General features: G+C 53.1%; 19 protein-coding genes. 4 read left to right on the forward strand and 15 right to left on the reverse strand.

The window, feature by feature from the left end; all coding sequences use genetic code 11:
- Positions 1-58: 58 nt before the first annotated feature.
- From FCN15_RS09565 to FCN15_RS09630, 14 genes are all read right to left on the reverse strand, one after another.
- The gene (locus FCN15_RS09565; protein WP_238996595.1) at positions 59-1,312 is read right to left on the reverse strand and encodes an MFS transporter; all 1,254 of its coding nucleotides are present in this window, start codon (positions 1,310-1,312) and stop codon (positions 59-61) included.
- Positions 1,299-1,820, reverse strand: coding sequence for a MarR family winged helix-turn-helix transcriptional regulator (locus FCN15_RS09570; protein WP_138494791.1), 522 nt, complete (start codon positions 1,818-1,820; stop codon positions 1,299-1,301). Before FCN15_RS09570 ends, FCN15_RS09565 begins: the two co-directional genes overlap by 14 nt.
- A gap of 197 nt (positions 1,821-2,017) precedes the next feature.
- Positions 2,018-4,234, reverse strand: coding sequence for a PAS domain S-box protein (locus tag FCN15_RS09575; RefSeq protein ID WP_162515330.1), 2,217 nt, complete (start codon positions 4,232-4,234; stop codon positions 2,018-2,020).
- A 223-nt stretch (positions 4,235-4,457) separates the two neighbouring features.
- Positions 4,458-5,390: a manganese-dependent inorganic pyrophosphatase gene (locus FCN15_RS09580; RefSeq protein WP_138494793.1), complete on the reverse strand. Its 933-nt coding sequence runs from the start codon at positions 5,388-5,390 to the stop codon at positions 4,458-4,460.
- Positions 5,391-5,530: 140 nt separating this feature from the next.
- Complete coding sequence (locus FCN15_RS09585) at positions 5,531-6,061, reverse strand: YfiT family bacillithiol transferase (RefSeq protein ID WP_138494794.1); 531 nt, start codon at positions 6,059-6,061, stop codon at positions 5,531-5,533.
- Positions 6,062-6,173: 112 nt separating this feature from the next.
- Entirely contained in the window at positions 6,174-6,734 is a 561-nt protein-coding gene (locus tag FCN15_RS09590; RefSeq protein ID WP_138494795.1) for a GNAT family N-acetyltransferase, read from the reverse strand.
- 19 nt (positions 6,735-6,753) lie between these two features.
- A complete protein-coding gene (locus tag FCN15_RS09595) occupies positions 6,754-7,299 on the reverse strand; it encodes an NUDIX hydrolase (protein WP_138494796.1) in 546 nt (181 codons plus the stop codon).
- 178 nt (positions 7,300-7,477) lie between these two features.
- Entirely contained in the window at positions 7,478-7,942 is a 465-nt protein-coding gene (locus tag FCN15_RS09600; protein ID WP_138494797.1) for a hypothetical protein, read from the reverse strand.
- Between the two features lie 180 nt (positions 7,943-8,122).
- Positions 8,123-11,206: a beta-galactosidase, LacZ type gene (gene lacZ / locus FCN15_RS09605; protein WP_138494798.1), complete on the reverse strand. Its 3,084-nt coding sequence runs from the start codon at positions 11,204-11,206 to the stop codon at positions 8,123-8,125.
- A gap of 44 nt (positions 11,207-11,250) precedes the next feature.
- Positions 11,251-12,075, reverse strand: a complete 825-nt coding sequence (locus FCN15_RS09610) for a carbohydrate ABC transporter permease (RefSeq protein WP_138494799.1) — start codon at positions 12,073-12,075, stop codon at positions 11,251-11,253.
- Positions 12,072-12,962 carry a carbohydrate ABC transporter permease gene (locus FCN15_RS09615; RefSeq protein WP_138494800.1) on the reverse strand — a complete coding sequence of 297 codons (891 nt, stop codon included), beginning with the start codon at positions 12,960-12,962 and terminating at the stop codon, positions 12,072-12,074. Before FCN15_RS09615 ends, FCN15_RS09610 begins: the two co-directional genes overlap by 4 nt.
- Positions 12,963-13,069: 107 nt before the next feature.
- Positions 13,070-14,362: an extracellular solute-binding protein gene (locus FCN15_RS09620; RefSeq protein ID WP_138494801.1), complete on the reverse strand. Its 1,293-nt coding sequence runs from the start codon at positions 14,360-14,362 to the stop codon at positions 13,070-13,072.
- A gap of 199 nt (positions 14,363-14,561) precedes the next feature.
- A complete protein-coding gene (locus FCN15_RS09625) occupies positions 14,562-16,346 on the reverse strand; it encodes a cache domain-containing sensor histidine kinase (RefSeq protein WP_420819564.1) in 1,785 nt (594 codons plus the stop codon).
- Positions 16,347-16,348: 2 nt separating this feature from the next.
- The gene (locus FCN15_RS09630) at positions 16,349-17,956 is read right to left on the reverse strand and encodes a response regulator transcription factor (protein WP_138494803.1); all 1,608 of its coding nucleotides are present in this window, start codon (positions 17,954-17,956) and stop codon (positions 16,349-16,351) included.
- Between the two features lie 217 nt (positions 17,957-18,173).
- Here FCN15_RS09630 and FCN15_RS09635 point away from each other — a divergent pair, with 217 nt between their 5' ends.
- Genes FCN15_RS09635 through FCN15_RS09645 form a run of 3 tightly spaced genes read left to right on the forward strand, consistent with a single transcriptional unit; the run spans position 18,174 to position 20,476 of the window.
- Positions 18,174-19,034 carry a carbon-nitrogen hydrolase family protein gene (locus FCN15_RS09635; RefSeq protein WP_138494804.1) on the forward strand — a complete coding sequence of 287 codons (861 nt, stop codon included), beginning with the start codon at positions 18,174-18,176 and terminating at the stop codon, positions 19,032-19,034.
- A gap of 33 nt (positions 19,035-19,067) precedes the next feature.
- Positions 19,068-19,748, forward strand: a complete 681-nt coding sequence (locus FCN15_RS09640) for a GNAT family N-acetyltransferase (protein WP_138494805.1) — start codon at positions 19,068-19,070, stop codon at positions 19,746-19,748.
- A 56-nt stretch (positions 19,749-19,804) separates the two neighbouring features.
- Complete coding sequence (locus tag FCN15_RS09645; RefSeq protein WP_138494905.1) at positions 19,805-20,476, forward strand: GNAT family protein; 672 nt, start codon at positions 19,805-19,807, stop codon at positions 20,474-20,476.
- Between the two features lie 137 nt (positions 20,477-20,613).
- Here the strand turns inward: FCN15_RS09645 and FCN15_RS09650 are convergent, their stop codons facing one another.
- Positions 20,614-24,471 (reverse strand): cadherin-like beta sandwich domain-containing protein, encoded by a 3,858-nt coding sequence (locus tag FCN15_RS09650; protein WP_203232117.1) that lies wholly within the window; start codon positions 24,469-24,471, stop codon positions 20,614-20,616.
- Positions 24,472-24,924: 453 nt separating this feature from the next.
- Here FCN15_RS09650 and FCN15_RS09655 point away from each other — a divergent pair, with 453 nt between their 5' ends.
- Positions 24,925-25,659, forward strand: coding sequence for a GH12 family glycosyl hydrolase domain-containing protein (locus FCN15_RS09655; RefSeq protein WP_138494807.1), 735 nt, complete (start codon positions 24,925-24,927; stop codon positions 25,657-25,659).
- Positions 25,660-25,698: the final 39 nt, after the last annotated feature.

A 25,698-nucleotide genomic window follows, 5' to 3' on the forward strand; every position in this document is an offset into this window, starting at 1 on the left:
TGCAATTTTCACAAGCTTAACATTTTACTACTTATTATAGCTTTATTTCTGCTTTTTTCTATCCTTTATCGTTCGAAGTAACGTCTTCCGCCACAGCGTGCTTACTGCGCGATAACAGCCGACCGATTGCAAATACGGCCAGGAACAGCAGCATATTGCAGGCCGACCAGCGGTACATGACGGCGTAGCCGGAATGGGAAGCGACGATGCCGAGCAGCATGGAGCCGGCCGCAACGCCAAAGTCGATCGAGTTGTAGAACAGGCTGTTGACCGCCCCATGGCTGTAGGAAGGGCTTTCCCGCAGCATCCAGGCCTGGGTGGCCGGCTGAATCGCCCCGAAGCCCAGTCCGTACAGCAGCGCCGAAACGATCAACAGCGGCAGGCCGTGCACATAAGACAGCAGGAACAGGCTGGCAAATACAATGATTCCCGCAGGGACCAGCACAGCAGCAGGTCCTTTGCTGTCAAACAGTCTGCCGGATACAGGGCGGATAATCAGTACAGTTATGGCGTTAAACAAGAAGAACAAGCCGATTTGGGCAAGGTGGATTTCTTTGCCGTACAAAGCCAGAAAGCCGAGCAGGCTTCCGTAGGTCAAAGACATAAGCGTATTCAGCAGCGCGGGAAGCGCAATTTTTCTATTGATATAACGCGGCGGTTTAACATGCTTCCCAGGGCTTCCGGCATGATGCTCCTGCGTCCGGGCCGGCTGCGGGGGAACACTACGGGTCAGGAGAAGAACCGGAAGGATGAGCAGTACGGCCAGCGTTCCTGCATTGGTCAACGGTTTAAAGCCATAGCCGTCCATCACCGTCAGACCGATCATCGGGCCAAAGGACATGGCCAGACTGGTCGACAGCCCGAAATAACCGATGCCTTCCCCGAGGCGCTGCTTCGGAATAATCTGGGAGACGAGTGTCGGCATGACCGTGCTGGCCATTCCAAACCCGATCCCGAACATGACCCGAAGCGCCAGGACGGCGCCGATCGAGCCGGCGAAGCCGTATAGAAAGGTAGCTGCCGCGGCAATGATAAGTCCGGTGAATAACACGATATTCCTGTGAACCTTTCTCAGTACAGGAACGACGGCCAGCCGGGTGCAGATGGCAGACAAAGCGAACAAGCTTGTAACCATGCTGACCAGAAAATCTCCGGGATGAAATCGTTCCTTCACATAGGCGGGAAAAGGGGAAAGCAGCATCTGCAGGCTTAAGAACAGCAGCAGATAGCTGACAGTCAGTAGAATAAATGATTTGGTCCATAAGGGTTCCGCTTTCTCTATTTGTCCAGATGCTTGATTATTGATGTTCAACACTCCTATCCTGCTTAAATTCATCTTGTTTCTGTACTTTATCAGGACTGAGGTCAGGACTGAGGCCAGGACCGAGGTCAGGACCGCTGTTCCGGATCAGACGGCCCAGCAGCCCCATAAGCAGCTTGTATTCTTCATCGCTGAATCCGGCACGCGCTTCTTCCATGGCGGCCCGCTCCAAGGGTTCAATCTGCTGAACCTTGGTTCTTCCCTCCGGCGTGATGTAGACACGGACAGACCGCCGGTCCTCGGTCCCTCCTACCTTCCGGATCAGCCCTTTCTCTTCCAGGGAGGCAAGAATCCGGGTAGTCGTCGGCTTGTCTTTCTCCGCCCGCCTGCCGATCTCCCGCTGAATCATCCCGTCCTCTTCACTGATCCGGTAGAGCACCGCCCACTGCTCCGGGGTCATATTATGATCCTTCAGATGGTGCTGAAACAGCTGCGCCACCTTCCGGTAGGCTACGCCAAGCAGGAATCCCAGCGACTCATCCAGCCCGTTGTTCAACATGAAATCCCTCCAAATTAAAAGGTTGTCATAACAACTATATGACGATTCCTGTTCCTTGTCAATGTCAGAGCGGCTGGGAGCCTGCGTTATAACAGAGTATTTTTATGAGAAGTCCTCAATAAAAAGAGACGGACAACAATGTCCGCCCCGCTGCTATAAAGCTATAAAAACTGCTACAAATGAAGCTGCAAATAAAGCTACAGTTTAAAATGCTTATTGATCATATCCGAAATCGCCTGGCTCTTCAACGGCTTGCTCAGATAGTCGTCCATGCCGGCCTGAATGGCTTTGTCACGGTCATCCGGCAGAGCATTTGCGGTCACCGCAATGATCACCGGCCTCTTCTCTTTCGGATAGGTCCGGTTCAGGCTCCGGGATGCCTCCAGCCCATCCATTCCAGGCATGAGAACATCCATAAAGATCATATCATAGGCATGCTTCTTAACCGCTTCCAGCACCGCAAAGCCGTTGTCTACGACCTCTACGCTGTGCCCCTGCTTCTCGAGCATTTTCTTGATGACTTTCTGGTTAATTTCGTTATCCTCAGCAACCAGAACATGAAGCTGCCTTCTGTGAAGCGAAGCGGCGGCTTGCGCCTCGGCTGCCGCAGATTCCGGCAGGTGACTTATAACCTCATCAGCCTTGACTGTAAAGTGAAAAGTGCTGCCTCCCTCCGGCTTGCCTTCATCCAGCCAGATTTCTCCGCCCATCAGCTCAACCAGCTGCTTGCAGATGGCGAGGCCGAGGCCTGACCCCTCACTGTTTCGATTGATATAATGCTCCAGCCGGTAAAATGGCTCAAACAGATGCTCCCGCTGCTGTTCAGGGATTCCGATTCCGGTATCGCGAACCGTAAACTGAATCTTCTGCTTACTCCCGTCTCCCGGTACCCGCTTCACCGAAACGGATACCGAGCCCTGGAACGTGAACTTTACAGCGTTGCCAATCAGATTGACGAGCACCTGCTTCAGCTTGCCGACATCACCGCTTATGTAATCAGGCGCATCAGAATCCCGTTCGAAGACAATGGCGATCCCCTTCTCCCGGGTCTGGGTAGCCAGCAGCTGAATCGTCTCTTCTACGCACTCCTTTATACTGAAGCTGCTGAGAAGGAGAGGCGTTTTGCCGGATTCCAGCCTCGAGAAATCGAGAATATCGTTTATGATGCTGAGCAGCAGCTCCCCGCTCTTGCGAATCATCTGCACATATTCGATCTGGCTGTTCTCCAATCCCGGCGAATTCAACAGCAGCTCGGTCATGCCGATCACGCCGTTCATCGGGGTGCGGATTTCATGGCTCATCATGGCGAGAAACTGGCTCTTGGCTCTGTTTGTGCGCTCCGCAGCTTCTTTGGCAACAAGCAGCTTCTTCTGCTCGGAAATGTCTTTGGCGATCACATAGAGGCCGACCTGCTCCCCGTTGATGATGATCGGAGCAAAAGTAGACAGCACCTCGGTCACACTGCCGTCCCGGTGAACAATCTGTTCAATCAGATTCTCGTTCACCTGCCCTTCAAAGATCGGCGGCAGCGTATCCTCACCTATAAACTTTACGAAAGGCTGTCCAGACATCTCGGACGCTTGATAGCCGGTCATGCGCTCGGCCACTTTGTTAGCGTGAATAATATCCCCTTGAAGCGTCAGGGAGAAAACGGCGTCATAGTTGTATTTCTTCAGCGACGTATAGCGCTCAACCGTCTCCTGCAGCTCCATTTCTACCTTCTTCCGGTCCGTCACATCTTGTACCGTACCGCTGATCCGTACCGGTTCGCCGTCTGCATCCCGTGTGACCGTTGCCCGGAAGTGCAAATACTGGCGGCCGTCCGCGGTGCGGAAAATCTCATTCAATTCACCGCCATCAAGAGCCTCAGCAATGGCTTTCGTCAGAGCCTCCCGGTCCTCTGCATGAATTCCCAGCAGCAGATCATCATGAGAAAATATCTCGACCGTGCTGCCGCAGCCGAACATCCGGAATACGGAGTCAGACAAGGTTACCTTGTCCGAAATGATGTCCCATTCCCAAACGCCGATCTTAGTAATTTCCAGAGCCTGGTTCAGCATCTGATCCTTACGGTACCGCTCCGAAATATCGCGGGCAGCCGCGAGGCGCGAGCCCCCCCCCACAGGCGGTGAGATAACGCTTACGGAAATCTCCAGCGGAATCATTTCCCCCCCGCTGTTACTGACCAGGCAGGTGCAGACTCCGCCGCCTTCATTCAGCAGCTGAAGCACCCGGTCTTTATCTTCCGGGCAGAATAGATCCAGAAATCCGCTGCCGGTCATTTCTTCAGGCTTGTAGCCAAGAACTTTCGTTACAGAGGGTGAAACCGACAAACAAATTCCATCTTCGGTAAAGCAGCTCAACACGTCGGGAATATGTTCTATAACTTCAGCTGGCCATGTCGGTTTGTCCATTCCAAGTTGCAGCTCCTGTCTGAGATATATAAAAAATATCATGCGTTTAATGTCTATGCTTACATATCTATCAAACATTAACACAATAGTCAATAAAATCGGAAAAACCGCCCGGCAACGAACGGGCCTCCAGCTGTCTGGCTATGTCCAGCACAATGGGGGTTCGGTTCAAAAACCGGGCGGTCAAAACTGCTTATTATCTAAGTCATCGAAATTCGAAGAATTAAAGCGTGCCGAACGTTTCGGTCAATACCGGAACGATCTGGGATTTGCGGGAAACAACGCCTTTGAGCACAGCCTTGTTGCCTTGCAGGCTGACGTTGTAGGCTTTCTCTACTGCAGCAGCTTTGCTGCCCAGCGCGATGCCGACGGAATCGTTGTTCAGAATGTCTGTTACGACAAACAGGAACAGGTCAAGGCCTTTTTCATCAATAATTCCGTTCAAAGCGGACTCCAGCTCAGCCTGGCGGCTCAGCACGTCGTTCACGTCTACGGCATTAACCTGAGCGATCTCGACTTTGGAGCTGCCCATTTGGAATTCTTTCGCATCCAGGGATACCAGCTCGGCGATGGTCTTCTGGCTCAGGTCAGCGCCTGCCTTCAGCATGTCCAGGCCGTATTCGTCCGCATTCACGCCTGCAATTTCAGCCAGCTCGCGGGCTGCAGCCACGTCTTCTTCTGTGCAGGTAGGCGATTTGAACAGCAGGGAGTCGGAAATGATAGCGGACAGCATCAGGCCTGCAATGTTGGCAGGAATTTCAACGCCGTTCTCTTTGTAGAGCTTCTTCAAAATAGTAGCCGTACAGCCAACAGGCTCAGCGCGGTAGTACAGCGGGCCGCTGGTTTCAAAGTTGGCGATCCGGTGATGGTCGATAACCTCGATCACGCGGACTTTATCAATGTCGGAAGCGCTTTGCTGGCGCTCGTTATGGTCAACCAGAATGACTTCTTTCGCTTCTTCCGCAACGGCTTCTACCAGACGCGGAGCTTCCGCTTGGAAGCGGTCCAGCGCAAATTGAGTTTCACCGTTAACGGTGCCGAGACGGACAGCCTCCGCTTCAACACCAATCTGATTCTTCAGGTAAGCGTAAGCAATTGCCGAGCAAATTGTATCCGTATCCGGATTTTTATGACCAAAGACCAATACTTTTCCCATTTCGACTCTCCTCTTCATTCTATAATAGGCGAGACAAGTATACCCTATCTCAGGATTTCCTATCAAGATTATACCTGAAAAATCAAGTAAATTCCTATAATTTTAATAGGATTAGCAATTTACAAGATGAATCTGACGGGCTATTCTGCAGATGAAAGCCGGTCCTGCACCAGGCCGATATGGGCCAGATGGTGATTGCCGTGCCATACGTAGCTGCCTAGGCAGTAGTCTAGCCGGATTGTTTTGCCGGACTCGGGATGAAGAAAGGAACGCGCATAATCGCTGTCCTGCATCGATCGCAGCAGTAGCGCCCAGCGGCGGTGAAGCATCTCCAGCAGCGTCAGGGAAATTCCGATCTCCCCGTTCTGCACGTCGCCCAGCTCGGCCCAGCGGTCCTCATAGTAAGGCTTAATGGTGGGCGTATCCTCCGTAAGAGCCAGCTTGAAGCGGATCAGGCTGTTCATATGGCTGTCGGCCAAATGATGCACCAGCTGCCTGACGTTCCAGCCCCCTTCCCGGTAGGACAGCTCCAGCTGATCCGGCGTAAATGCCTTGACGGCATCCTTCAGCCTGCCGGGAAATGCCTCGATTTCCCTGATCCAGCGTTCCCGCTGATCCTCTGAAATGCCGCCCTCCCATTCGAATTGTCCGATCGGATACCTTGGGTCCATGCCTGACCTCTCCTTTTATAGAATATTTATCATGGTGAGCGTACCTGCTGCAGCTTCTTATGCAGTTATTATAAATAAGAAGCGCCGGGAGGGATAGAAGGTTTAGATGCCTTCAGCTCTCTTCCATCGCTTCGTTCCGCAGCACCATATGAATATGGTCCTCCCAGACGCCGTTCAGCTTCAGGTATTTAAAGGCGAGGCCTTCGTTATAAAAACCCAGCTTATGCAGGACGGACATCGAAGCCAGGTTGCGCGGCATGACGTTGGCCTCGATCCGGTGCAGCTCCAGCTTATCGAAAGCATGATCAATGACTGCCCGCAGCGCCTCCGTCATATACCCCTTGTTCCGCTCCTCCTCGTCCAGCTTGTAGCCCAGATGGCAGGACTGGAACGCGCCTCTCACAATGCTGCTCAAAGCGGCAGAGCCAATGAGCCGGCTGTTCTCCCCGCGGGTATAAATCCACATCCGGAGCATCTGGCCGTGCTCAGTCTTGAAGGCCTCCTCATCCAGCAGCCGGGCCTGCACCTCCAGCGTGTAGTAGGAAGGGTCGCGCTGAATCTCCCACGGCGCAAGAAAGCTGCGGTTTCTCTGTATATACGCCAAAACCTCCGGGGCATCCGCTGCGGTTAACGTTGTGAGCAGCAGCCGCTCCGTTTCGATCATTAATGCCATCGTTCTTCTCCCCTTTCATTTAATAATGGTGTTCCGCACCGCTGTATCTCTCAAAATAACGCTCGCGGTATCCGGGATCCGTCTCCAAATCCCCGCTGATCTCTGTGCGCTCATATTGAACGAGCTGATTGTTCTCATAAGTGCAGTGATGGTCATAAATGCGGCTGTCCCTGATCAGGGTATCCAGCGTCCGCGTGACATTCGAAGCTATGCCGACGTTGCCTGGATGCAGAATCCAGCCCAGCTGCTTCCAGTCCAGAATGCCTTCATCCGTTCGGAGAGGCGTCGCCAGCCCATTCTGTTCCGGCACCTCCGCTATGTAGGTGTACATGCCGCCGTACCCGCCTTCCCCCCTGTTCCAGGTAATCAGCCCTTTGAAGCGGAGCTCATATTCCGGAATGCCAGTCTCTTCAAAAATCTCCCGGACCATGGATTCGCGCGGCGTCTCGCCGGCCTCCAGCTTGCCTCCGATCCCATTCCAGCAGCCCATCCAGCTGGAGCGCTCGCGGTTGAGGAGGAGCACCTCGGAGCCCTTTTTCATAAAGCAGATATTATATTTGATCACTTGACATCCTCCCCTCTCCTGACATAAAAAAATAAGCCAGACGGATCCATTCCATCTGACTCATTCTTTGCGGTTTAAATGGCTCCAGATTGAGCCGGCCTTCCGGGTTCGGTATTTGTATTCAGCATAACACCGAAGCATCAGGCGGACGTAAACCGAAATCATGATCTTTGTAAAATTAGATCCATTTGAAAAATTTCTTCTCCGTCATCGTCACTTTATTCACTTTGGCCCAGTGCTCCAGATCCCTGAACGCCTCCCCGGCGTCCTCTACGAACCGGAAGGCCCAGACCGCCGGAACGATCCTGCTGCCCTTGGGCTTGATGCCAATGAGCTTGCGGGACAAGCCGTTGATCATGATCTCCTCCACCTGCAAAGCCTCCAGCGTGCGGCCGCGGGAAGAAATCGCCGTGCGGGTGATGACCAGCTCATGCGGCTTTCTTACGACCCGGATCAGCGCGACTAAAGTAAGCACGGCGCAGTAGACCAGGACAGCCAAGCCTGCATAAAGAAGCGGCTGTTCTCCCGTGATATAGGCTCTGCGCACCAGGTCTGCCACCACCACGACAGCGATGGCCATCACGACCAAGCCTTCGGTGACGGTAGCGCTTTTGACCCTGTAAGTTTCCCCTGAATTCGCCATAGCTGCTCCCCATCTGATTCGAAATATTTCACGTCTATTGCCGAATTTATCCAACCGTCTACCATTATACAATTAATCGGTACGGGATACAGCCTTCTTCCGCTTGCGGCGAGAAAATCAAGGTGACAAAAAAGCCCGCAGCTCCTGGCTGCGGGCCTCCTGAAGTCCATAGAAGCCTGCTTATACATTTTTGAAGCTTAATACAAATTCAAACTCCAGGTCCTGGCCGGCAGGAATCCGGTATTCCGGATGAACCGGCGCGCCCCAGCTGTCGTCCCCGCCTACGCCCATTTGGCGGCCGGCTATCGTGACGACCGTGTAGTGGACCGGCGGCAGCTCGTAAGCGTGGGCGGCGCTTTCCAGCTCGAAGGCCGTGTAAGGCGATACCGTCGCCTCAAACGGCGCTGCGGCCGGCGCCTGAATCTGCAGACCGCGTCCGTCTTCGTCGGTGACGCGCAGCGTTCTTACGCCCGTGCGGGCGCCCGATTCCTGCGGCGCCAGATAAGGCGATGGCAGCTCCGCAACCGGCTTCCTGAACCAGCCGAGGCGGGCTCCAAAGCTGCGGTCGCTGTAGTTCTCCTCAGGACCCAGCGCCAGCCATTCCGTCTGGCTGTAGTCCGCCTTCATCTTGAAGGACCAGGCAACGATCGGCACATCCGGCAGCCCCTCCGCGCCCTTATAGGAAGCTTTCACGCGGACGCTTCCGTCCCCATGGACGGTGTAAGCCGTAGTAAAACGAAGATCCGGGTGAATGCTGAACCCGTATTCAAATGTAACGGTTGCGCTGCTGCTGTCCGGCTGGGACACGTTCACGGACAAGCATCTGCGCGCAAGGCTGGCTGCAAACCAGGCTCCAGCGTGGTAGCCGAGCGCCGTGCCTTTGTCATTATCCGTGGTTGCTCTCCAGAACAGCGGAGCCGGCGGAATTTCGACCATTTCGCGGTCGTTGTAGCGCAGGGAGACCAGCGAGCCCGCCCCTTTGGAGAAGATGGCGGTAAACCCTTCACCCTTCACGCCGATGTTAACGTCGCCTTCGATCACTTTAACGCTGCCCGAAGCCGAAGCCGGAGCAGGCTGGGAACCCGCCGCAGCCGTTTCGCCCACGGTGAAAATATGCTGCCCGAAGCCGGTTTCAAATCCGGCCTCCGCCCACAGCTCCGCTTCCTTCAAATGCAGCGTGGCCTGGATGCAGTATTCGCCGGGTGCCAGCTGCGCAAGCTTGGCGCCCCACTCCGGCTTCACCGCGGCTTCCTGTCCCGGAAGCACATGAATATCCTGCCGGCCGGCGGCGATTTCCCGCCCGTCCTTCTGCAGGCTGAGGCGCAGCGAGTAAGCGTCTGTACTCTCGAACAGCTGCTCGTTAATGACGCGGATCTCATCCTGCTGCGGCACCAGCTTGATGTTCTGGTACAGGAACTTCACTTCCTGCATCTTAGGCGATACCGTCCGGTCTGCGAACACGATTCCGTCACCGCAGAAATTATAGTCCGTAGGACGGTCGCCGAAATCGCCGCCGTAGGCCAGGAATTCCTTGCCGTAGCGGTCTTTTTTAACCAGCGCCTGGTCAATGTAATCCCAGATGAATCCGCCCTGGTACAGCTCGTATTTCTGCTCCAGCTCGGTATACTTGTGCATCCCGCCTACCGAGTTGCCCATTGCGTGCATGTATTCGCAGCTGATGTACGGCTTGGACGGATTGCTGTTCAGGTAAGCCTCGATATCCGCCGGTTTGGCGTACATCCGGCTCTCCATATCGCTTGCTGCGTCATAATCGCGGTTATGGAACACGCCTTCATAATGCACCAGGCGGCCCGGATCCTTCGAGCGGAAATAGTTCGCCGCGTTCACGATTACTTCGCCGGCGTAGGACTCATTGCCGCACGACCAGATCAGGATGGACGGATGGTTCTTGTCCCGTTCCACCATGGAGATTGCGCGGTCCATAACGATGGCTTCCCACTCCGGCTTATTGCCCGGGATGTTCCAGGACGGCTCAACCGCGCCCAGCTTCTGCCAGGAGCCGTGGGTCTCGAGGTTCATCTCGTCAATTACGTACAGGCCGTATTCGTCACACAGCTCATACCAGAGCGTCTGATTCGGATAGTGGGAGGTGCGGACCGCGTTGATGTTGTTCTGCTTCATCGTCCGGATGTCCCAAAGCATATCCTCCTTGGTGATATTCCGGCCGCTGCGGCAGTTGAACTCATGGCGGTTCACGCCCTTGAACATAATCCGCTTTCCATTCAGCAGCATAACCTTGTTCTTCATTTCAAAGCGGCGGAAGCCGGTCTTCTGCACGATCGCCTCTACAGTCTCGCCGGCTTCATTCAGAACGGAAATGCACAGTCTGTACAGGTAAGGGCGCTCCGCGCTCCACAGCTGAACCCGGCCTGCAGACAGCTCCGCCGCCAGCTTCCCGTCTGTGAAGGCAGCGGTCTGCGACAGCACCGTTTCGCCTGCTGCGTCCTTCAGCTCCAGCCGGGCCGAAACCCCGGCCATGGACGCGGATCTGTCATTCAAAGCCAGCTCGGCCAGCAGCCTGCCTTCGGTAAACGAATCATCCAGCTCGGTCCGAACCCATAAATCCTGCACATGGATTTCGGGCACCGTGTACAGGTACACCTCACGGAAAATGCCGGAGAACCGCCAGAAATCCTGGTCCTCCAGCCAGCCGCCGGTGCTGCGCTGGAACACCTCCACCGCAAGCTTGTTGCGGCCTTCCTGCAGGTAAGGCGTCAGGTCGAATTCGGATGGCGTAAAGCTGTCCTCGCTGTAGCCGACGAAATGGCCGTTCAGCCACACATAGAAGGCGGACTCTACGCCTTGAAAAGAGATATATACCGGGCTGGAGCTGCTGCGGAAATCCGCCGGCAGCTCGAACATTTTCACATAGCTTCCTACCGTATTCTGCTCCTGCGGAATTTCCGGCGGTCTTACCGCATCCAGTCCATCCCACGGATACATCGTATTCACATACTGCGGGTGGCCGTAGCCCTGAAGCTGGATATGACCCGGAACCTGGATCTCGTTCCAGCCCTCCGTGCTGTAATCCGTTTGGTAAAAAGCTTCGGGACGTGCCGCCGCGTTGACGGCATAGTTAAACTTCCAGCCGCCGTTCAGGCTGAAGCGCATCCCCATCGGCTCTCCAGCCTCCGCCTCCTCCATAGTTCGGTAGTAGCGGTGATCGGAATGGGCGTCGACCCGGTTCACCCGGAATACGGCCGGGTCGCTGAGCCAGGCGAGCTGCGGTTGTTGTTCGGACATGGATTAACACTCCTTGTAGTCTGCTAATAGCTAAGATTAGAGTATTATTTTACGGAGCCTGTCATACCGGCCACAAAATGCTTCTGCATCAGGAAGAACACCAGCGCCGTAGGCAAAGTCGAGATTACAATAGCGGCCATGATCATGCCGTAATCCGGCGAATAGCTGGAGCCCAGGTTCGAAATCAGGAGCGGAATTGTCCGCTTCTCCGGGGACTGCAGCACGACGAGCGGCCACAGATAGTTGTTCCAGCTCGACATGAATGTGATAATCGCGCCGGCCGCGTAGGTTGTTTTCATCGTTGGCATATAGATTCGGAAGAACAAGCCGAGCTCACTCAGACCGTCGATCCGCCCGGCTTCCAGCAGCTCTTTCGGGAACATTTTCGAGCTTTGCCGGAAGAAGAAGATGAGAAAGGCGGTTGTAAACGTCGGCAGAATGACGGAGGATACCGTATCTACCCCAAAGAACGGAACGGTCTTGGAGAAGTCCGCAAACATCCGGTACAAAGGCACCATCAGGGAAGCGAACGGAATCATCATCGACAGCAGCAGAATGTTAAACACGATGTCTTTCGTCTTGCTGCGGTACACCTCAAAGCCATAGCCGGCCAGAGAGGCAATCAGCAGGGCGAGTACGGTTGTAATGACCGCAATCCGCGCCGAGTTCCAGAGCGCCTGGCCCAGATTGATCTGCTGGGTCAGGTGGTGCAGGTTCGTGATCAGCTGCGAGCCCGGCAGAAGCCGGCCGTTCGACACATCCTTCGAGAGGTTCGTCGCGCTGATCACGATCCACAGAAACGGGAATATCGAGATAATCGCGGCTGCCGTCAAGAAGGCGTACATCCAGAAGCGTTTGAATTTCGTCATTTTCGGTCACCTGCCACTTTAAACTGGATGATGGACAAGAGCACAATCAGGATCACAATGGTGTAGGACACAGTTGCCGCATAGCCGAAGTTCGGCGTGTACTTGAACGACAGGTTGTAAATGTACTGCGAAATGGACAGCGTTGCGTTGCCCGGTCCGCCCTGCGTAATGTTCATGACTTCATCAAACAGCTGCAGCGTACCGATGGTCGAAGTGATCGAAGTGAACAGGATGATCGGCTTCAGCAGCGGTATCGTAATAGATCTGAACTGTCTGAACGCCGAGGCGCCGTCGATCCGCGCAGCTTCGTAAATGGAATGGTCAATATTTTGCAGGCCGGAGAGATAGAAGATCATGTTGTAACCGGTCCAGCGCCAGGTAATGGCGATAATGATCGTAATCTTGGCCCAGAACGGATCTGTGATCCACTGAATCGGCGCTGAGATCAGGTGCAGTTTGGTCAAGGCCAGGTTCACCAGGCCGTCTGTGCCAAACATATATTTGAACACAACCGAGTAAGCAACAAGTGAAGTTACACTCGGCAGAAAGATTGCGGTACGGAAGAAGCCCTTGAACTTCAGCTTGCTGTCGTTCAGCAGAACGGAAATAAAGATCGACAGCAGGATCATGATGGGAACCTGGATGATCAGAAAGATGCACGTATTCTTGAGTGCAGTAAGAAAGACTTTATCGGTAAACAGCCGTTTGTAGTTGTCTACGCCATTGAAATGCATATTCGCCCCGGTCCCTGTCTTGAAGGACAAGATCAGCGCTTGAATCATCGGATAGAAGTAAAACGCGCAGATCATAATGACGGCGAAAATGATAAACATCCAGCCCGTCAGTCTGCTGTTTAACCGTAAGCGTGCTGCGGATTGATTCTTCATGAGGCTTAGGCTCCTTTCTCTTCCTCTTTAGAAAAGCATACCGCCCTGCTGGCAGGACGGTATGCGGGGGCAACAAGTTTTTGATCCGCGGGAGGTCCTCCCGGCGGTTACTGAAGCTGGCTTTCAGCCTGAGACTGCGCGTCTGCCAGCACTTTATCAAGATCCTGGCCGTTCAGGTAGTTCTGCATTTCAGGGACCAGAATATCTTCAATTGCGTAAGTGTTCATACCGAAGTTAACCTGCGGAATCTGCTGCGTCCATGGCGAGAAGTCTTCAACCGTCTTCTGTCCGCCGAAGTACTCGTCGGCTTGTTTATACGCTTCGCCTTCTCCGGCTGCCTTCAAGGTGCCGATGACGCCGACTTTGGTCAGCATATCCTGATACAGATTCACATCAGAGCCGAGTGTTTTGGCCAGGAATTCAGCAGCCTGCTCTTTGCCAGGAACGTTCAGCACATACCAGGAGCTGCCGCCGATATTTGTAGCGTTAACGGAGCTTGAAGTATTCTTCAGCTTAGGCATTGGCACGATTGCCCATTTGCCGGACTGGGAAGCTTCTGCCTTAACAGAAGGCGTAATCCAGTTGCCTGTAGGAACAGTAGCCACATCGCCGCTGTTAAAGCCGGCCAGGAACTGGCTCCAGTCGGAAGTAATCTTGACCGTGTTGGACTCCATCAGCGCTTTATAGGTTGTGAAAGCGTCTTTGAGCGCCGCATTGTCTTTCAAATCCGGTGTCGTACCGTCTTCTTTCGTATACCAGGAGCCGGCGGACTGGATCATCATGCGGACCAGACCAAGGTCGTTCGGATCCTGTGTAAGCATGTCATGGCCGGTTTTGGCTTTGACGTCTTTGGCGATTTCAATATATTTGTCCCAGTCGATGTTGGTCAGATCGTCTACAGTGTAGCCCGCATCCTTCAGGTAATCCGTCCGTACGTACAGACCTGCAACGCCGGAGTCGAACGGAACGCCGTACTGCTTGCCGTCAAGGCTGCTGGAGGCAATCTTGTAATCAGCGAAGTCGGAAGCCTTAATGGAATTCGACAAGTCGTAAAAAGCGTCCGGATAAGCTTTCAGGAAGCTCTGCGCCCGGTAATCCTCAATCAGGACAATGTTCGGAAGTCCGTTCGTTGTGCCTGAGTTAAGGCCTGTATTCAGTTTCTGGATAATATCGTCCTGAGCGTATTCCACAACGCTTACTTTCTGATCGGCATTGGTCTTGGCGTAAGCGTCAACCGCCAGCTTCATAGCCGCGATGTTGAAGTTCGGATCCCATGCCCAAACGGTAATTTCCTTGCTCGTTGAGCCGCTGTTCCCCCCGGAGGCCGAATTCTCGGACTTGCTGCCGCAAGCCGACAGGAGCAGGATGGAAGCGAGCAGAGCGACGAATGCTTTTTTCACGTGTAAATCCCCCTTGTCTCATTGTTGAAAGCGCTCTTTGAAAGCGTTTGCTGTTGTTCTATGGCATTATCTTAACATTGTCTAATTTTAACCCGTTAGGAATATCTCTATCCGGATTGGCGAAATTCTTAGTTGTTGTAACCGTATACATTTTAAAGTTCTGGCAATTTTTTTAGTTAATCGTAATTTCTTTAGATCGTTAAGCTTCGTCCTCCGAGCTAATCAGCCAAGGGATTCTCAGGCGCACCTTCGTTCCTTCCCCTGGTTTGCTTTCGATCGTTACGCCGTAATGCTCGCCGTACAGCAGCAGAATCCGCTCATGCACATTGCGGACGCCGATGCCGGTAAACATCTGCCGTTTGTTCGCCGGATTGGACAGTCTGCTGCCCGCCGCCTCGAGGTCCATTCCGGTCCCGTTGTCCACGACCTCACAGACGAGCGTGCCGCCCTCTCTGGCAATCATGACGTAGATATAGCCGGTGGTGCGGTCCATAAAGCCGTGGAAGAAGGAGTTCTCGATAAACGGCTGCAGGATCAACTTGGGAAGCTGGGCCTTCATGCAGTCCGGCGATACGAAATAATCGACTTGAATGCCCGGCCCGTAGCGGACCTGGTTGATAAAGACATAATGCTTCAGGTTAATGAGCTCCTGCTCGACCGTAATGGTCTCCGACACATTGCTGATTGTATTCTGCAGCAGGGAGATGAGCGCGCGGATCGTCTCCGTTGCTTTCTCCTTATTGCCGCGCTGAACGAGAATATTGACCGACGCCAGCGTATTGTACAGAAAATGCGGGTTGATCTGCCGCTGCAGCGCCGCAAGCTCCGCGTTTCGCTGCTCCCTCTGGGTCTCCACCAGCTGGCTGATGTAATCATTCAGCTCGTCAAGCATATAGTTAAAGGCCGTCCCGAGCTCTCTCGTCTCATAGCTGCCGCCAATCGTAATGTAGTTATGCAGATTCCGCTTGGTTACGCTCGACATCTGTCTGACCAGGATGCGCAGCGACCGCGTTACCCGTCTAACGATAATAAATATGACCATCAGGGACACCGTCACAATGGCAGCCCCCGTCAAAATAATCTGCTTGGCCGGGAACAGCTTCTCCAGCGCCATCTTCTTATCAATCAGGTTCACAATGTAATAATCATAAGTCTGCAAATAATCCGCCAGGACGATCTCGCTTGCCCCGCTCGTGCTCACCGTCATGTAATCGAGATTCTGCGTCCGGATGTTCTCGGCGCTTTGCAGCAGTTCTTTGGAGGTCTGGCCGATCCGCCCGGCAAGATTGCTGGACACAATCTGCCCGTTATGATTCAGAATCACCACATCGTTGCCCGTGCTCGTAAAGTTGCCGTAGAACTGCCTGAAATCCTTCTCCCGGATCATCATGAATAAAATGCCGTAAATCTCTTTGGTCGAAGGGTTCCGCAGCGCCTTGGAGGCAATGATCAGAGGCTGGTCCGAGGTTTCCTCATCCCCTTTGAAATAGTGATAGGACAGCTTCTCCGGATGCTGAATCGTCTCTTCATACAGCGTGCTGCCCTTCAGCTCTCCGGTAGTGCCTGTCCAGTAGGCGCGGTTATTGAAATAGCTCCGTCCATTCACGCCAATGATGGCGACGCCTACCTCGTTAATATCGAGACTACTCAGGATGTGCTCCATTTGATCGGTCATCCGGTAGACAGAGAAATTATTGGATAAGGAGTCCTTGTCGCCTTCGGTCAGAAAGGTTTTGACGGTCAGGCTCTGCGCAACCTCGCCCGATACCGTAACGATGTCATAGTTAAAGTCCTCAAAGCTGTTCTTGATCTGCTGAATGATCTTGGTGTTGGTAATGCTGAACGTGTTCATGAACAGCTTCTGCGAGACCTGGACCATGAGCAGCGAGGTAACCAGGGCGACCGAGATGGTGCTCACCACCATCACGACGAAGATTTTGCCAAACAGTGTCTGCGGGGAGAAGCGGCTTGTGCTTTGTTTCAGTTTCATAGTTCATGCAGTCCTTCCATTGGCTGTCTGCGGTATTGGCTTGGCGAGACGCCTTTGAGCTTGCGGAATACCTTCGTAAAATAGCTGTGATCCGAGTATCCGACCAGGCTGCTGATATCCGAGATCGACTTGTCGCCCTGTCTCAGCAGCTCGCAGGCCTTCTCGATCCGGACTTTATTCAGATATTCGCTGAACCCTTCCTTATTGTGAGTCGCAAAATAATTGGATAAATAGGATGGATTAAAGTGAAAATGCTGGGCGATCTCCGTCAGGGTAAGCGGCTCCGCATAATTGTCCTGAATATAGGCCAGAATCCGCTGGACCGCCTGGCCGCCTGCAGAGCGCATGCGCTGCTGGATGCATTCCTCGGCCTCCTCCAGAAAGGCCTCCACCAGCTGGACCGCTTCATGAATATTGACAGCCTCATGAATCCTGCGGAAATATTCATATTTCCGCTCCTCCAGCTGCCTTGCCTCATATTGAAACCGCAGCAGCGCCAGAATGATATTAAAGACACTATGGCCCATTAGCGACTTGAAATCGTACATTTCCGTATCCAGGCGGCCGGGCATGGAGGTCAAATAACGGCGCAGCCGGGTGAAAGCCGCGTGAAAATCCTGCTCGTTCAATTCATGATTGAAGGCTTCGCTGTCAAATCCGGCCTGCGGGCCGTTATGCGCCAGCTGCTGTCCCTTCTGCTGCCCCTGCTGCTGTCTTCCGCCAATAAACACCCGCTCCTCCGGCAGGAAAAAGCGCTTCTCCAGCAGGGCCGGAATTTCCTCGGCCGCTTCATGAAGCCGGTCAAGCTGGTGAAAGGCAGCGCTCAGCGCAGCTGCGGCCGGGTGCCCTTCAACTCCGCAGTCATGCGTCAGCTCCTGGAGGAGATCAGGCAGAGCTTCCAGAGAGGATTCATCCGTGTTCAGCAGCAGCCGCACCCTCCCTTCGTCCTGTCTTAAAGCACGAAAGCTGATGTTCAGGGAATAGGCTTCAGCCAGTCTCTCAAATACAGATGTCATTACAGGCTGCAGGTCTTCAGCAGCAGCTGCAGCGCTCCGCTCCGAAGGCTCGGCTGCGAGCAGCATAAACAGCGGATAAGGGAAGATGTCCCCCATAGCTCCGCGGAGCTGCTCATTCTCCAGCGGATACCCGGAGAGAAGCTTATCCAGCGCGGCTTCCAGCACGCGCTCCTTGCTGCCGGGCTTTGCGGCGCCCTGCAGCGCGGGGATGGCGGACGCTACCTTTTTCAAAATGGCCAGCAGCTCTTTCGCATCTAGCTTGGGCTTAAGAATATAATCCGACGCCCCGCTCTGGAAGGTGGAACGTACATATTCAAATTCGCTGAAGCTGCTCAGCACGATAATTTTGATGCCCGGATAGCGGGTTTGAATCCGTCTTGCGAGCTCCTCGCCGTCCATCACCGGCATGACGATATCCATCAGAATAATGTGCGGCTCCAACTGGGGAATAAGCTCGAGCGCTTCCTCCCCGTTAGAGGCTTCGCCGGCGATGGTAAAGCCCTCGCTCTCCCAGTCAAAAAGATACTTGATGCCCTGCCGTACCAGCATTTCATCATCTACAACAAGCACTTTGCAATAGGTATTCATCGTTGGCTGACCCGCCCTTTTATTATTTATAATTCTTCTTATTATATCTCTTATTTCTTGTCAATTTGCCAGACTTTCCGAACCCGGCACGCCAAGGCACCGCCCTGCCCCCTGCAGCCGGACACTTGAAATAGGCCCTGAATCCCCTCATAATGAACGATATTATGCTGACTATCAGTCTATTTGAACCGGTCCTGCCGGGCTTAAGGAGGCAGTTATGAAACTGAGAGTATCCGCCGTGCAATACCATTTGCATACTATAAATTCCTTTGCTGAATTTGCCGCCCAGGCTGAACATTATATCAAAGCCGCTGCGGAATTCGGCACCGAATTTATTCTGTTCCCCGAATTCCTGACGACCCAGCTCTTGTCCATCGGCAATGGACAGGGTGAGGCCCTCAGCATAGGTGACCTGCCCGATTTCACGGAGCCGTACCGGGAGCTGTTCAGCTCGCTGGCCGCCCGCGAGAACATGCATATCATCGCCGGAACCCATGTCATCCGCAGAAACGGCAGGCTGTATAATACGGCCCACCTGTTCTACCCGGACGGCCGCGTGGCCGAGCAGCCCAAGCTTCACATAACGCCGACCGAGGTTGACGAATGGAAGATCGCTCCGGGTGAAGGACTGGAGATTTTTGAGACGGACAAAGGCAAAATCGCGATCCTGACCTGCTATGACATTGAATTTCCGGAGATCGTCCGGCTGGCCCGTGCCAAAGGCGCTGCTGTCATCTTCAGTCCATCCTGCACGGACGACCGCCATGGTTTCTACCGCGTCCGCTATACGAGCCATGCCCGCGCGGTAGAGAACGAGGTGTATGTCGTGTCTACCGGCACGGTAGGCGCGCTGCAAACTGTTGATTTCATGCGGGCCAACTTCGGCCAGGCGGCCGTCATTACGCCGAACGATATCCCCTTCCCGCCCCGCGGCATCCTGGCCGAAGGCGAGCTCAACCAGGATATGATCATTACAGCGGATCTTGATCTCGCCCTGCTGGAGCAGGTCCGCCGGAAGGGCTCTGTCAGCACCTGGCGCGACCGCCGGACGGACCTGTATCCGGACTGGAAAGCTTAAAGGACTTGAAGCTTGTAAGGAGGCAATGGAAAGATGGCGGCTTACCGCAAAGAGTTCTACATTTACAGCCAGGACCGGCCGGTGCCTGTTGTCATTCGAAACTACCGGGAAGAGGATTTTGAAGGGATGTTCGGCATCCAGCAGGCCTGCTTCCCTCCTCCCTTCCCATCCGAGCTTTGGTGGAACCGGGAGCAGCTGATCAACCATGTGACCTTGTTTCCGGAGGGGGCGCTGTGCGTGGAGGTTAACGGCAGGCTGGCCGGTTCGATGACCGGTCTGCGGGTTGATTTTGATCCGGCGCATCCCGATCACACCTGGGCCGAAGTTACCGACGAGGGTTATATCCGCAGCCACAAGCCGGACGGAAATACGCTTTATGTGGTCGACATTTCCGTCGATCCGGCGTACCGTAAGCTCGGCCTCGGCAAATGGCTGATGTTCTCCATGTACGAGGTGGTCGTCCAGCTTGGACTGGACCGTCTGCTTGGCGGCGGGCGTATGCCGGGCTACCACACTTACGCAGACAATATGAGCGCAGAGAAGTATGTCCAGGCGGTCGTTGAAGGACGGTTAAAAGATCCTGTCCTGACCTTCCTGCTTCGCTGCGGCCGGACGCCGGTGAAGGTGGTCTCCGGGTATCTGGAGGATGAAGAGTCCAGAAATTACGGGACGCTGATGGAATGGCGGAATCCGTTTCGCAGTTCTGGCCGCTAATCGTTTTTGCAACAATAAATAAAGGAACAAGGAGCTGAAGGCCTATGGCAGCCAACATGCAGTATCACCGCATTACAAGCATTACCGATCCGCTGTTTGCGGATATGCACCGCTTGATGCAGGAGGTTTTTCCGCCTGAGGAAGTGCTGGAATTCGATCTTTGGAAGGAGCCGCTCGAAGATCCGGGCATCCGTGTGTTTGTGGCCGTATTGGACGGCAAAGTGGTCGGCACAACAGAATACCGTTATTATGAGGATTTTAACGTGGCGATGACCGACTTCACGATTATCGGGAAGCCCGGCCTCGGGATTGGGCGGTATTTGTGGAAGCAAAGACAGGAGGATCTGCACGCTCTGGCCGCCGCGAGCGGCAAGGAGCTCAGCGGCATGTTTGCTGAAATCTATGATCCGTACCGGGATCTGGAGCATGAATTCGGCGGCGTGAAGCCGATGGATCCTTTTGTGCGCCGCGAAGTGCTGTCCCATCTTGGCTACAAGCGCCTCGACTTCCCTTACGTGCATCCGTCCTGGAACAATGACGGCGAAGCGGTCAGCGGGCTCGATCTCTGCTTTATGCCTGCCGATTATGAGCAGGAAGAGCTGTCCGCGGCCCTGATCGTTCAATTCCTGGAGCGCTACTACAGCGTGCTGGATCACAAGCCGCAGCAGTGGCTCGACATGACAGCCGATTTGAAGCACAAAGAAACGGTGGCCCTGCTGCCGATCTGAGCCTGAAGGTTGTTTGTCCCCTAAAGAATTAAAGCAGTAAAAAATAAACCGATTCCGTCATGATGACCGGAACCGGTTTTATTTTTTGCCCATGGCTTGCAGCAATTATTTGTTAAGCAGTCGGTGTGAACCGCTTCTTAATTAACGCTGTTAACCAGCAATTCCTGGCCTTCGTCAGAGATCGAGTAGGTGTGGCTTCTTGCAGCTTCCTCAATCTCGCGGTAAGCCCAGTGAGTTTCATTTACATCGTCAAAGGACGGGGTGTAAGTGCCATACAGCGGACCGCGGTCAAACAATCTGTTCAGCACTTTAACGGCTTCTGCCCGGGTCAGGTAAGCATCAGGACGGAAAGAGCCGTCCCCGTATCCATCCATAATATTAAGGTCTTTAATTGCCTCAATGTCCTTAACAGCCCAGCTGTTTGCCGTATCCGTGTAGGAGGATGTGCTGCTGATGTCCGTTCCGGCAGATGCAGAAGTTACGCCCGTCTTCTTCAGCCAGCGGTTAACAATAGCGGCCATTTCCGCCCGTGTAATGCTGCTGCCCGGCCGGAATAATCCGCCATCGCCGATCATCATGCCATACTGCTGAACCTGGAGAACCTCATTATAGGCCCAATTTTGCTGCGTTACATCGGTATATCCGGCAGCTGCGGAAGTGTCGATGGAATCCAGGTTTCTGGCCAGCATTGCAGCCATTTCCGCTCTTGTAACCAGCGAATCCGGTCTGAAGGTATGGTCGGTATATCCCTTGATGTAAGCCGTATGAGGCTCACCGTCCATATAAACCATCGTAAAGGTACTGAATTTATCTACACTGATTTGAATGCCCTGGCTTCCGTCAGGGAAAGTCACGACTGTACCCTTCTTCAATTCCTTGGTGCCGTCGCTGTGCTCGATATATACGGAAATATTGTTCAGCACATGCTCGCGCTGCTCCGCATTGGCAGGCAGGTCCGCATCCCTAAGCGGCATAGTCAGGGTAACAGGACGGCTCTGCATATTGGTTTCAATCGTCATCGGTCTGCCCAGGACTTGAATGGAGGATGCAGCGTCCTGAGCAATTTCCTGAACCGTTTCATCGGCTTTCGCCCGTTCCTCGGCGCTCTTCTTGTCGGCAGCATCCTTAATCGGAATAAAATTAAAGTACAGGTCCTGATCAAACTGCTGAAGAGAGGCTTTTGGAATGCCGATCAGAGCATTCTCTGTATAAATTTCCAGATTGGCCTGCCCATCGGACAGACGGTCTACGGATAACTTAGGAACCGTCACATTGACTTGGGAGACAACATCTTCGTTGTCTGGAATGACGATTCTGGCCGTATCGAGGCCTTGGGAAAGGATTTGTGTGAGCGTCTCCTCTACTTTATCTGTTGTGAAGGTGACGTCATCCTTTTTCGTACCGTCTGCCTCTGTAGTTCTCTTCACCAAAGTCTTGGCTACCGTTGTATTCTCAGTTGCCTTAGCCGTCTGTACGTCAACGGTAATTTCCTCAACGTTTGTTTGGCTGGTTCCACTTGCAGCAGAAGAACCGCTGGTGCCGGAGGAGCCGGATGAAGAGGAAGAGCCTTGGCTGCCGGAAGAGCCGGAGGCAGCTTTACGAGTCACAACAATGGTATAGGTCTTTGCCGTACCGCCATCAGGAATGACCAGCACAGTGATTGTATTCGCGCCAACAGCCAGCGGTACAGTAACCGCTTCGCCGCTTGCGGCAGATGTGCCATTAATGGTCAATGCCGCATTGGCATCCTCGACCGTTGCGGTTACATCTACGCTGCTTACCCCATGTCCTACTTTAGCTGTATACCCAGTTGTTTCAGGCGCAAAAGACGGGGACAGCGTACCTTGGCTGAGTGCGAGGTCAACCAGATCCGCTGCACCTTGCTGCGTTTCTCCTCCACCTTGCTCGGGATCATCTCCGCCCTGCTCCGTTTCTCCTTCCCGGGTCACAATAATGGTGTAGGCCTTCCCTGGACCGCTATCAGGAATTAACTGTACAATAATTGAATTTGGACCTACGGACAGCGGCACATTAACTGCAGTTCCGCTGGTGGTAACTGTACCATCAATGCTCAGCGTGGCATTTGTACCCTCTACCGTTGCTGTCACATCTTCGCTGGTTACGTCACTTCCTACTGTCGCCGTGTAGACGGTCGTATCAGCGTCAAATGACGGGGACAGCGTGCCTTGACTCAGCGTAAGGTCTAACAGTTCTGCGATGCCCTGCTCAGGATCTCCACCGCCCTGCTGTGTATCCCCTTCCCGGGTTACAACAATCGTGTAGGTCTGCTGTTGACCGCTCTCAGGCGTAACGAGTACAGAAATGGAATTTGGACCTACGGACAGCGGAACATTAACCGCATTTCCGCTGAGTGCAGTTTCACCATTAATGGTCAACGTGGCATTCACATCCTCAACCGTTGCCGTCACATCTTCGCTGGTTACTTCATTTCCTACTGTAGCTGTATAGGTGGTCGTCTCTTCTGCAAAATTCGGCGACAGCGTACCTTCGCTGATTGTCAGATTCGACAGATTGGCATTGGTGGACAGCTGTGTCGTGTCCTTGAGTACCCAAACATTGTAACTTCTGGAGTTAACCCCGTTCTGGGCTGTGACAATAATATTGATGTAGGTCTGTTCTCCTGAATCCAAATCAACATGAAACGGAACGCCGCTTTCAACAGGCTCACCATCGATCGTTAAAGTCGCGTGACTTTCATTGGGAACAGCTGTTATATCGACGAAGGTGGCCGAACTGTCAACGTGGGTCATGTAGCCGCTGTTTTCAGGCGTATTTACAAACGCCGGATCCAGTGTATTATGGCTTACATCCAAAGCACTCAAAGATGCATCAGCCGAGAGCAGTTCCTCCCTGGTTACGATGATCTTGTAAGTCTTCTGGGTACCGTCCTGCGCCGTAACCGGAATGGTCATCGTATTCTGGCCCAAGTTTAAAGAAAAGCTGTAGCTGGCAGTCTGGAGAACCGCAGGCCAGTAGTTGATTCCAACAGATGCATAAGAGTCAGCTGTTTCCGCCGTTACGGTCACCCGGTCTGTGTAATACGGAACGGTTGCAGTGTAGTCTGTAGTAGCCGGATCGAACGCTGGCGACAATTCATAGTTAAGGCTGCTGTAATTCAAAGTCAGGCTGCTTAAATCCGCATTGGAGCTGATGTCCTGGGTCCAAAGCTGGCCTTCAAGCCCTACAGCGACAAATTTTCCATTTCCTGCCGCAATCCCTTTGAAATCCTTGTCAGCGTCTGAGTCTTCTGACTTCCATACAGCACCATCGGCTGAGCTCACGATGACTCCGCCTGCGCCGACAGCAATGTATTTCCCAGCAGCGTATGTTACGCCATATAAGCTGGTCTCACTGACAACATCGCTTGGCAGCGAACGGAGTGACCAGTCTACGCCATCATACGAAGTATAAATAGCCCCGTCCCCTACAGCCACGTATTGATAATTTCCATACGCTACCCGATTCAGCTTGGCGCCGCTCCCTATCGAAGCGTTAGACCAAGTCGTTCCATCGGTGGAGATGTATACCGCTCCACTGTCCCCGACAGCGACATATTTTCCATTTCCATAGGTTACATCATTTAATTGAACTCCGCTTATTGCCTGAGTGCTCCATAGGTAGCCGTTCTGAGAGACAGAGGTTAGTTCCCCCGCGACTCCTGATCCGACTGCGATAATCTTCGAGCCGTTTGAAGCGAGCCCCTTGATCGCTATCCCAAATGTCCCGTCCGAGATATATTTATAATCCCATTCTGATCCATCAACAGAAGTACCCATTTCGCCATATTTGCCGGCCGTAATCCACTGAGATCCTGTGTAGGTAACATCATAAAACTCACTCACGTCTACATAGTTGCTGGTCCAGTTCACACCATCCGAAGAGATTTGTATGGCGCCGTACTGGCCAACTGCCACGAATTCATTATTGCTGAACACGACATTGTACAGATCACGTATTGTGCCAGAGTTTTGCACGGTCCAGGTGTCGGCCGCTGGTTCCGGTGCTGGTCCCGCTGCTGCCTTTTCTGCTGAAAAAGGAAATGCCTGAAGCACCAGCAAGAATGCCAATAAACCTGAAAACCCTTTCTTCCAAAATTTTGAAACCAAATTACTCCCCCCGATAACTATGATGTAGATTCATGCTGCTGGCAGATAACGCAATATTAAAATTGGATAAATCGCTCAGCCCCATTTTTATCGGTATTTATTGGATGTTTTTAAAGAGGGCACACAAGAAAAATAAGGAATCTTGTCGAAATAACATCAAATATTCAAAACTAACAAAAAATGTATAGTTTTTATATGAAAAATTATACAATTTACAGGGTGTTTTTAATGGAACAGCACTCTATATAATCTTTTGTGTAAGCGTTACCAATTTTTCCAGTCGTTGCTGCCGCCTTATACCAAACTATAGGAGGATGTAAGATGAAGAAGAGATCTAAATTTGCAGCGTTTGCATTGACCCTTTTGCTCGGAATTACTTCGTCCGTTTCGATCGCTTTTGCCGCAGCCTGGTCCTCATCCGATCAATATGCCAGCTGGTCGAATGGCGGCTATACGGTCTACAACAATATTTGGGGAAGCGGAGCCGGTTACCAGTCCATTTGGGCAAATTCCTACAGCAACTGGGGAGTCTGGGCCCAGCATCCTGACACCGGCGGCATCAAATCCTATCCGAACAGCAACAAAGAAATTGGCGTCAAGCTCAGTGCTTTGAAGAGCGCCAGCAGCAGCTTTAATGTAACCGTTCCCACAAGCGGAGCCAGCTTCGAATCTGCCTACGACATCTGGGCGGGCAGCAATAATGCCTATGAAATCATGCTTTGGATGAACTATGCCGGCGGTGTAAAACCGATTTCGGATAACTGGAGCGCTGCAGGCGATCCCGTCCCGGCCTATACAAATGTCAGCGCAGGCGGCCATACCTGGAACGTCTATAAAGGCAGCAACGGCTCCAATGCCGTATATTCTTTCGTAAGAACAAGCAGCACCAGCTCCGGAACCGTCGATGTTCTTGCCATTATGAACTGGATCAAGGGCAAAGGCTGGTTCGGGGACGAAACGCTTAACCGCGTCCAGTTCGGCTTCGAAATTACCTCTTCCCCTGCCGGATTGAACTTCACAACCAACAGCTACTCCGTCAGCTACACGAAAAATTAATCAGCCCCCTGATTTCAGTCTCAGGCTGCATAAGAACAC

The organism is Paenibacillus pinistramenti (assembly GCF_005869875.1).
Classification (GTDB): domain Bacteria; phylum Bacillota; class Bacilli; order Paenibacillales; family Paenibacillaceae; genus Fontibacillus; species Fontibacillus pinistramenti.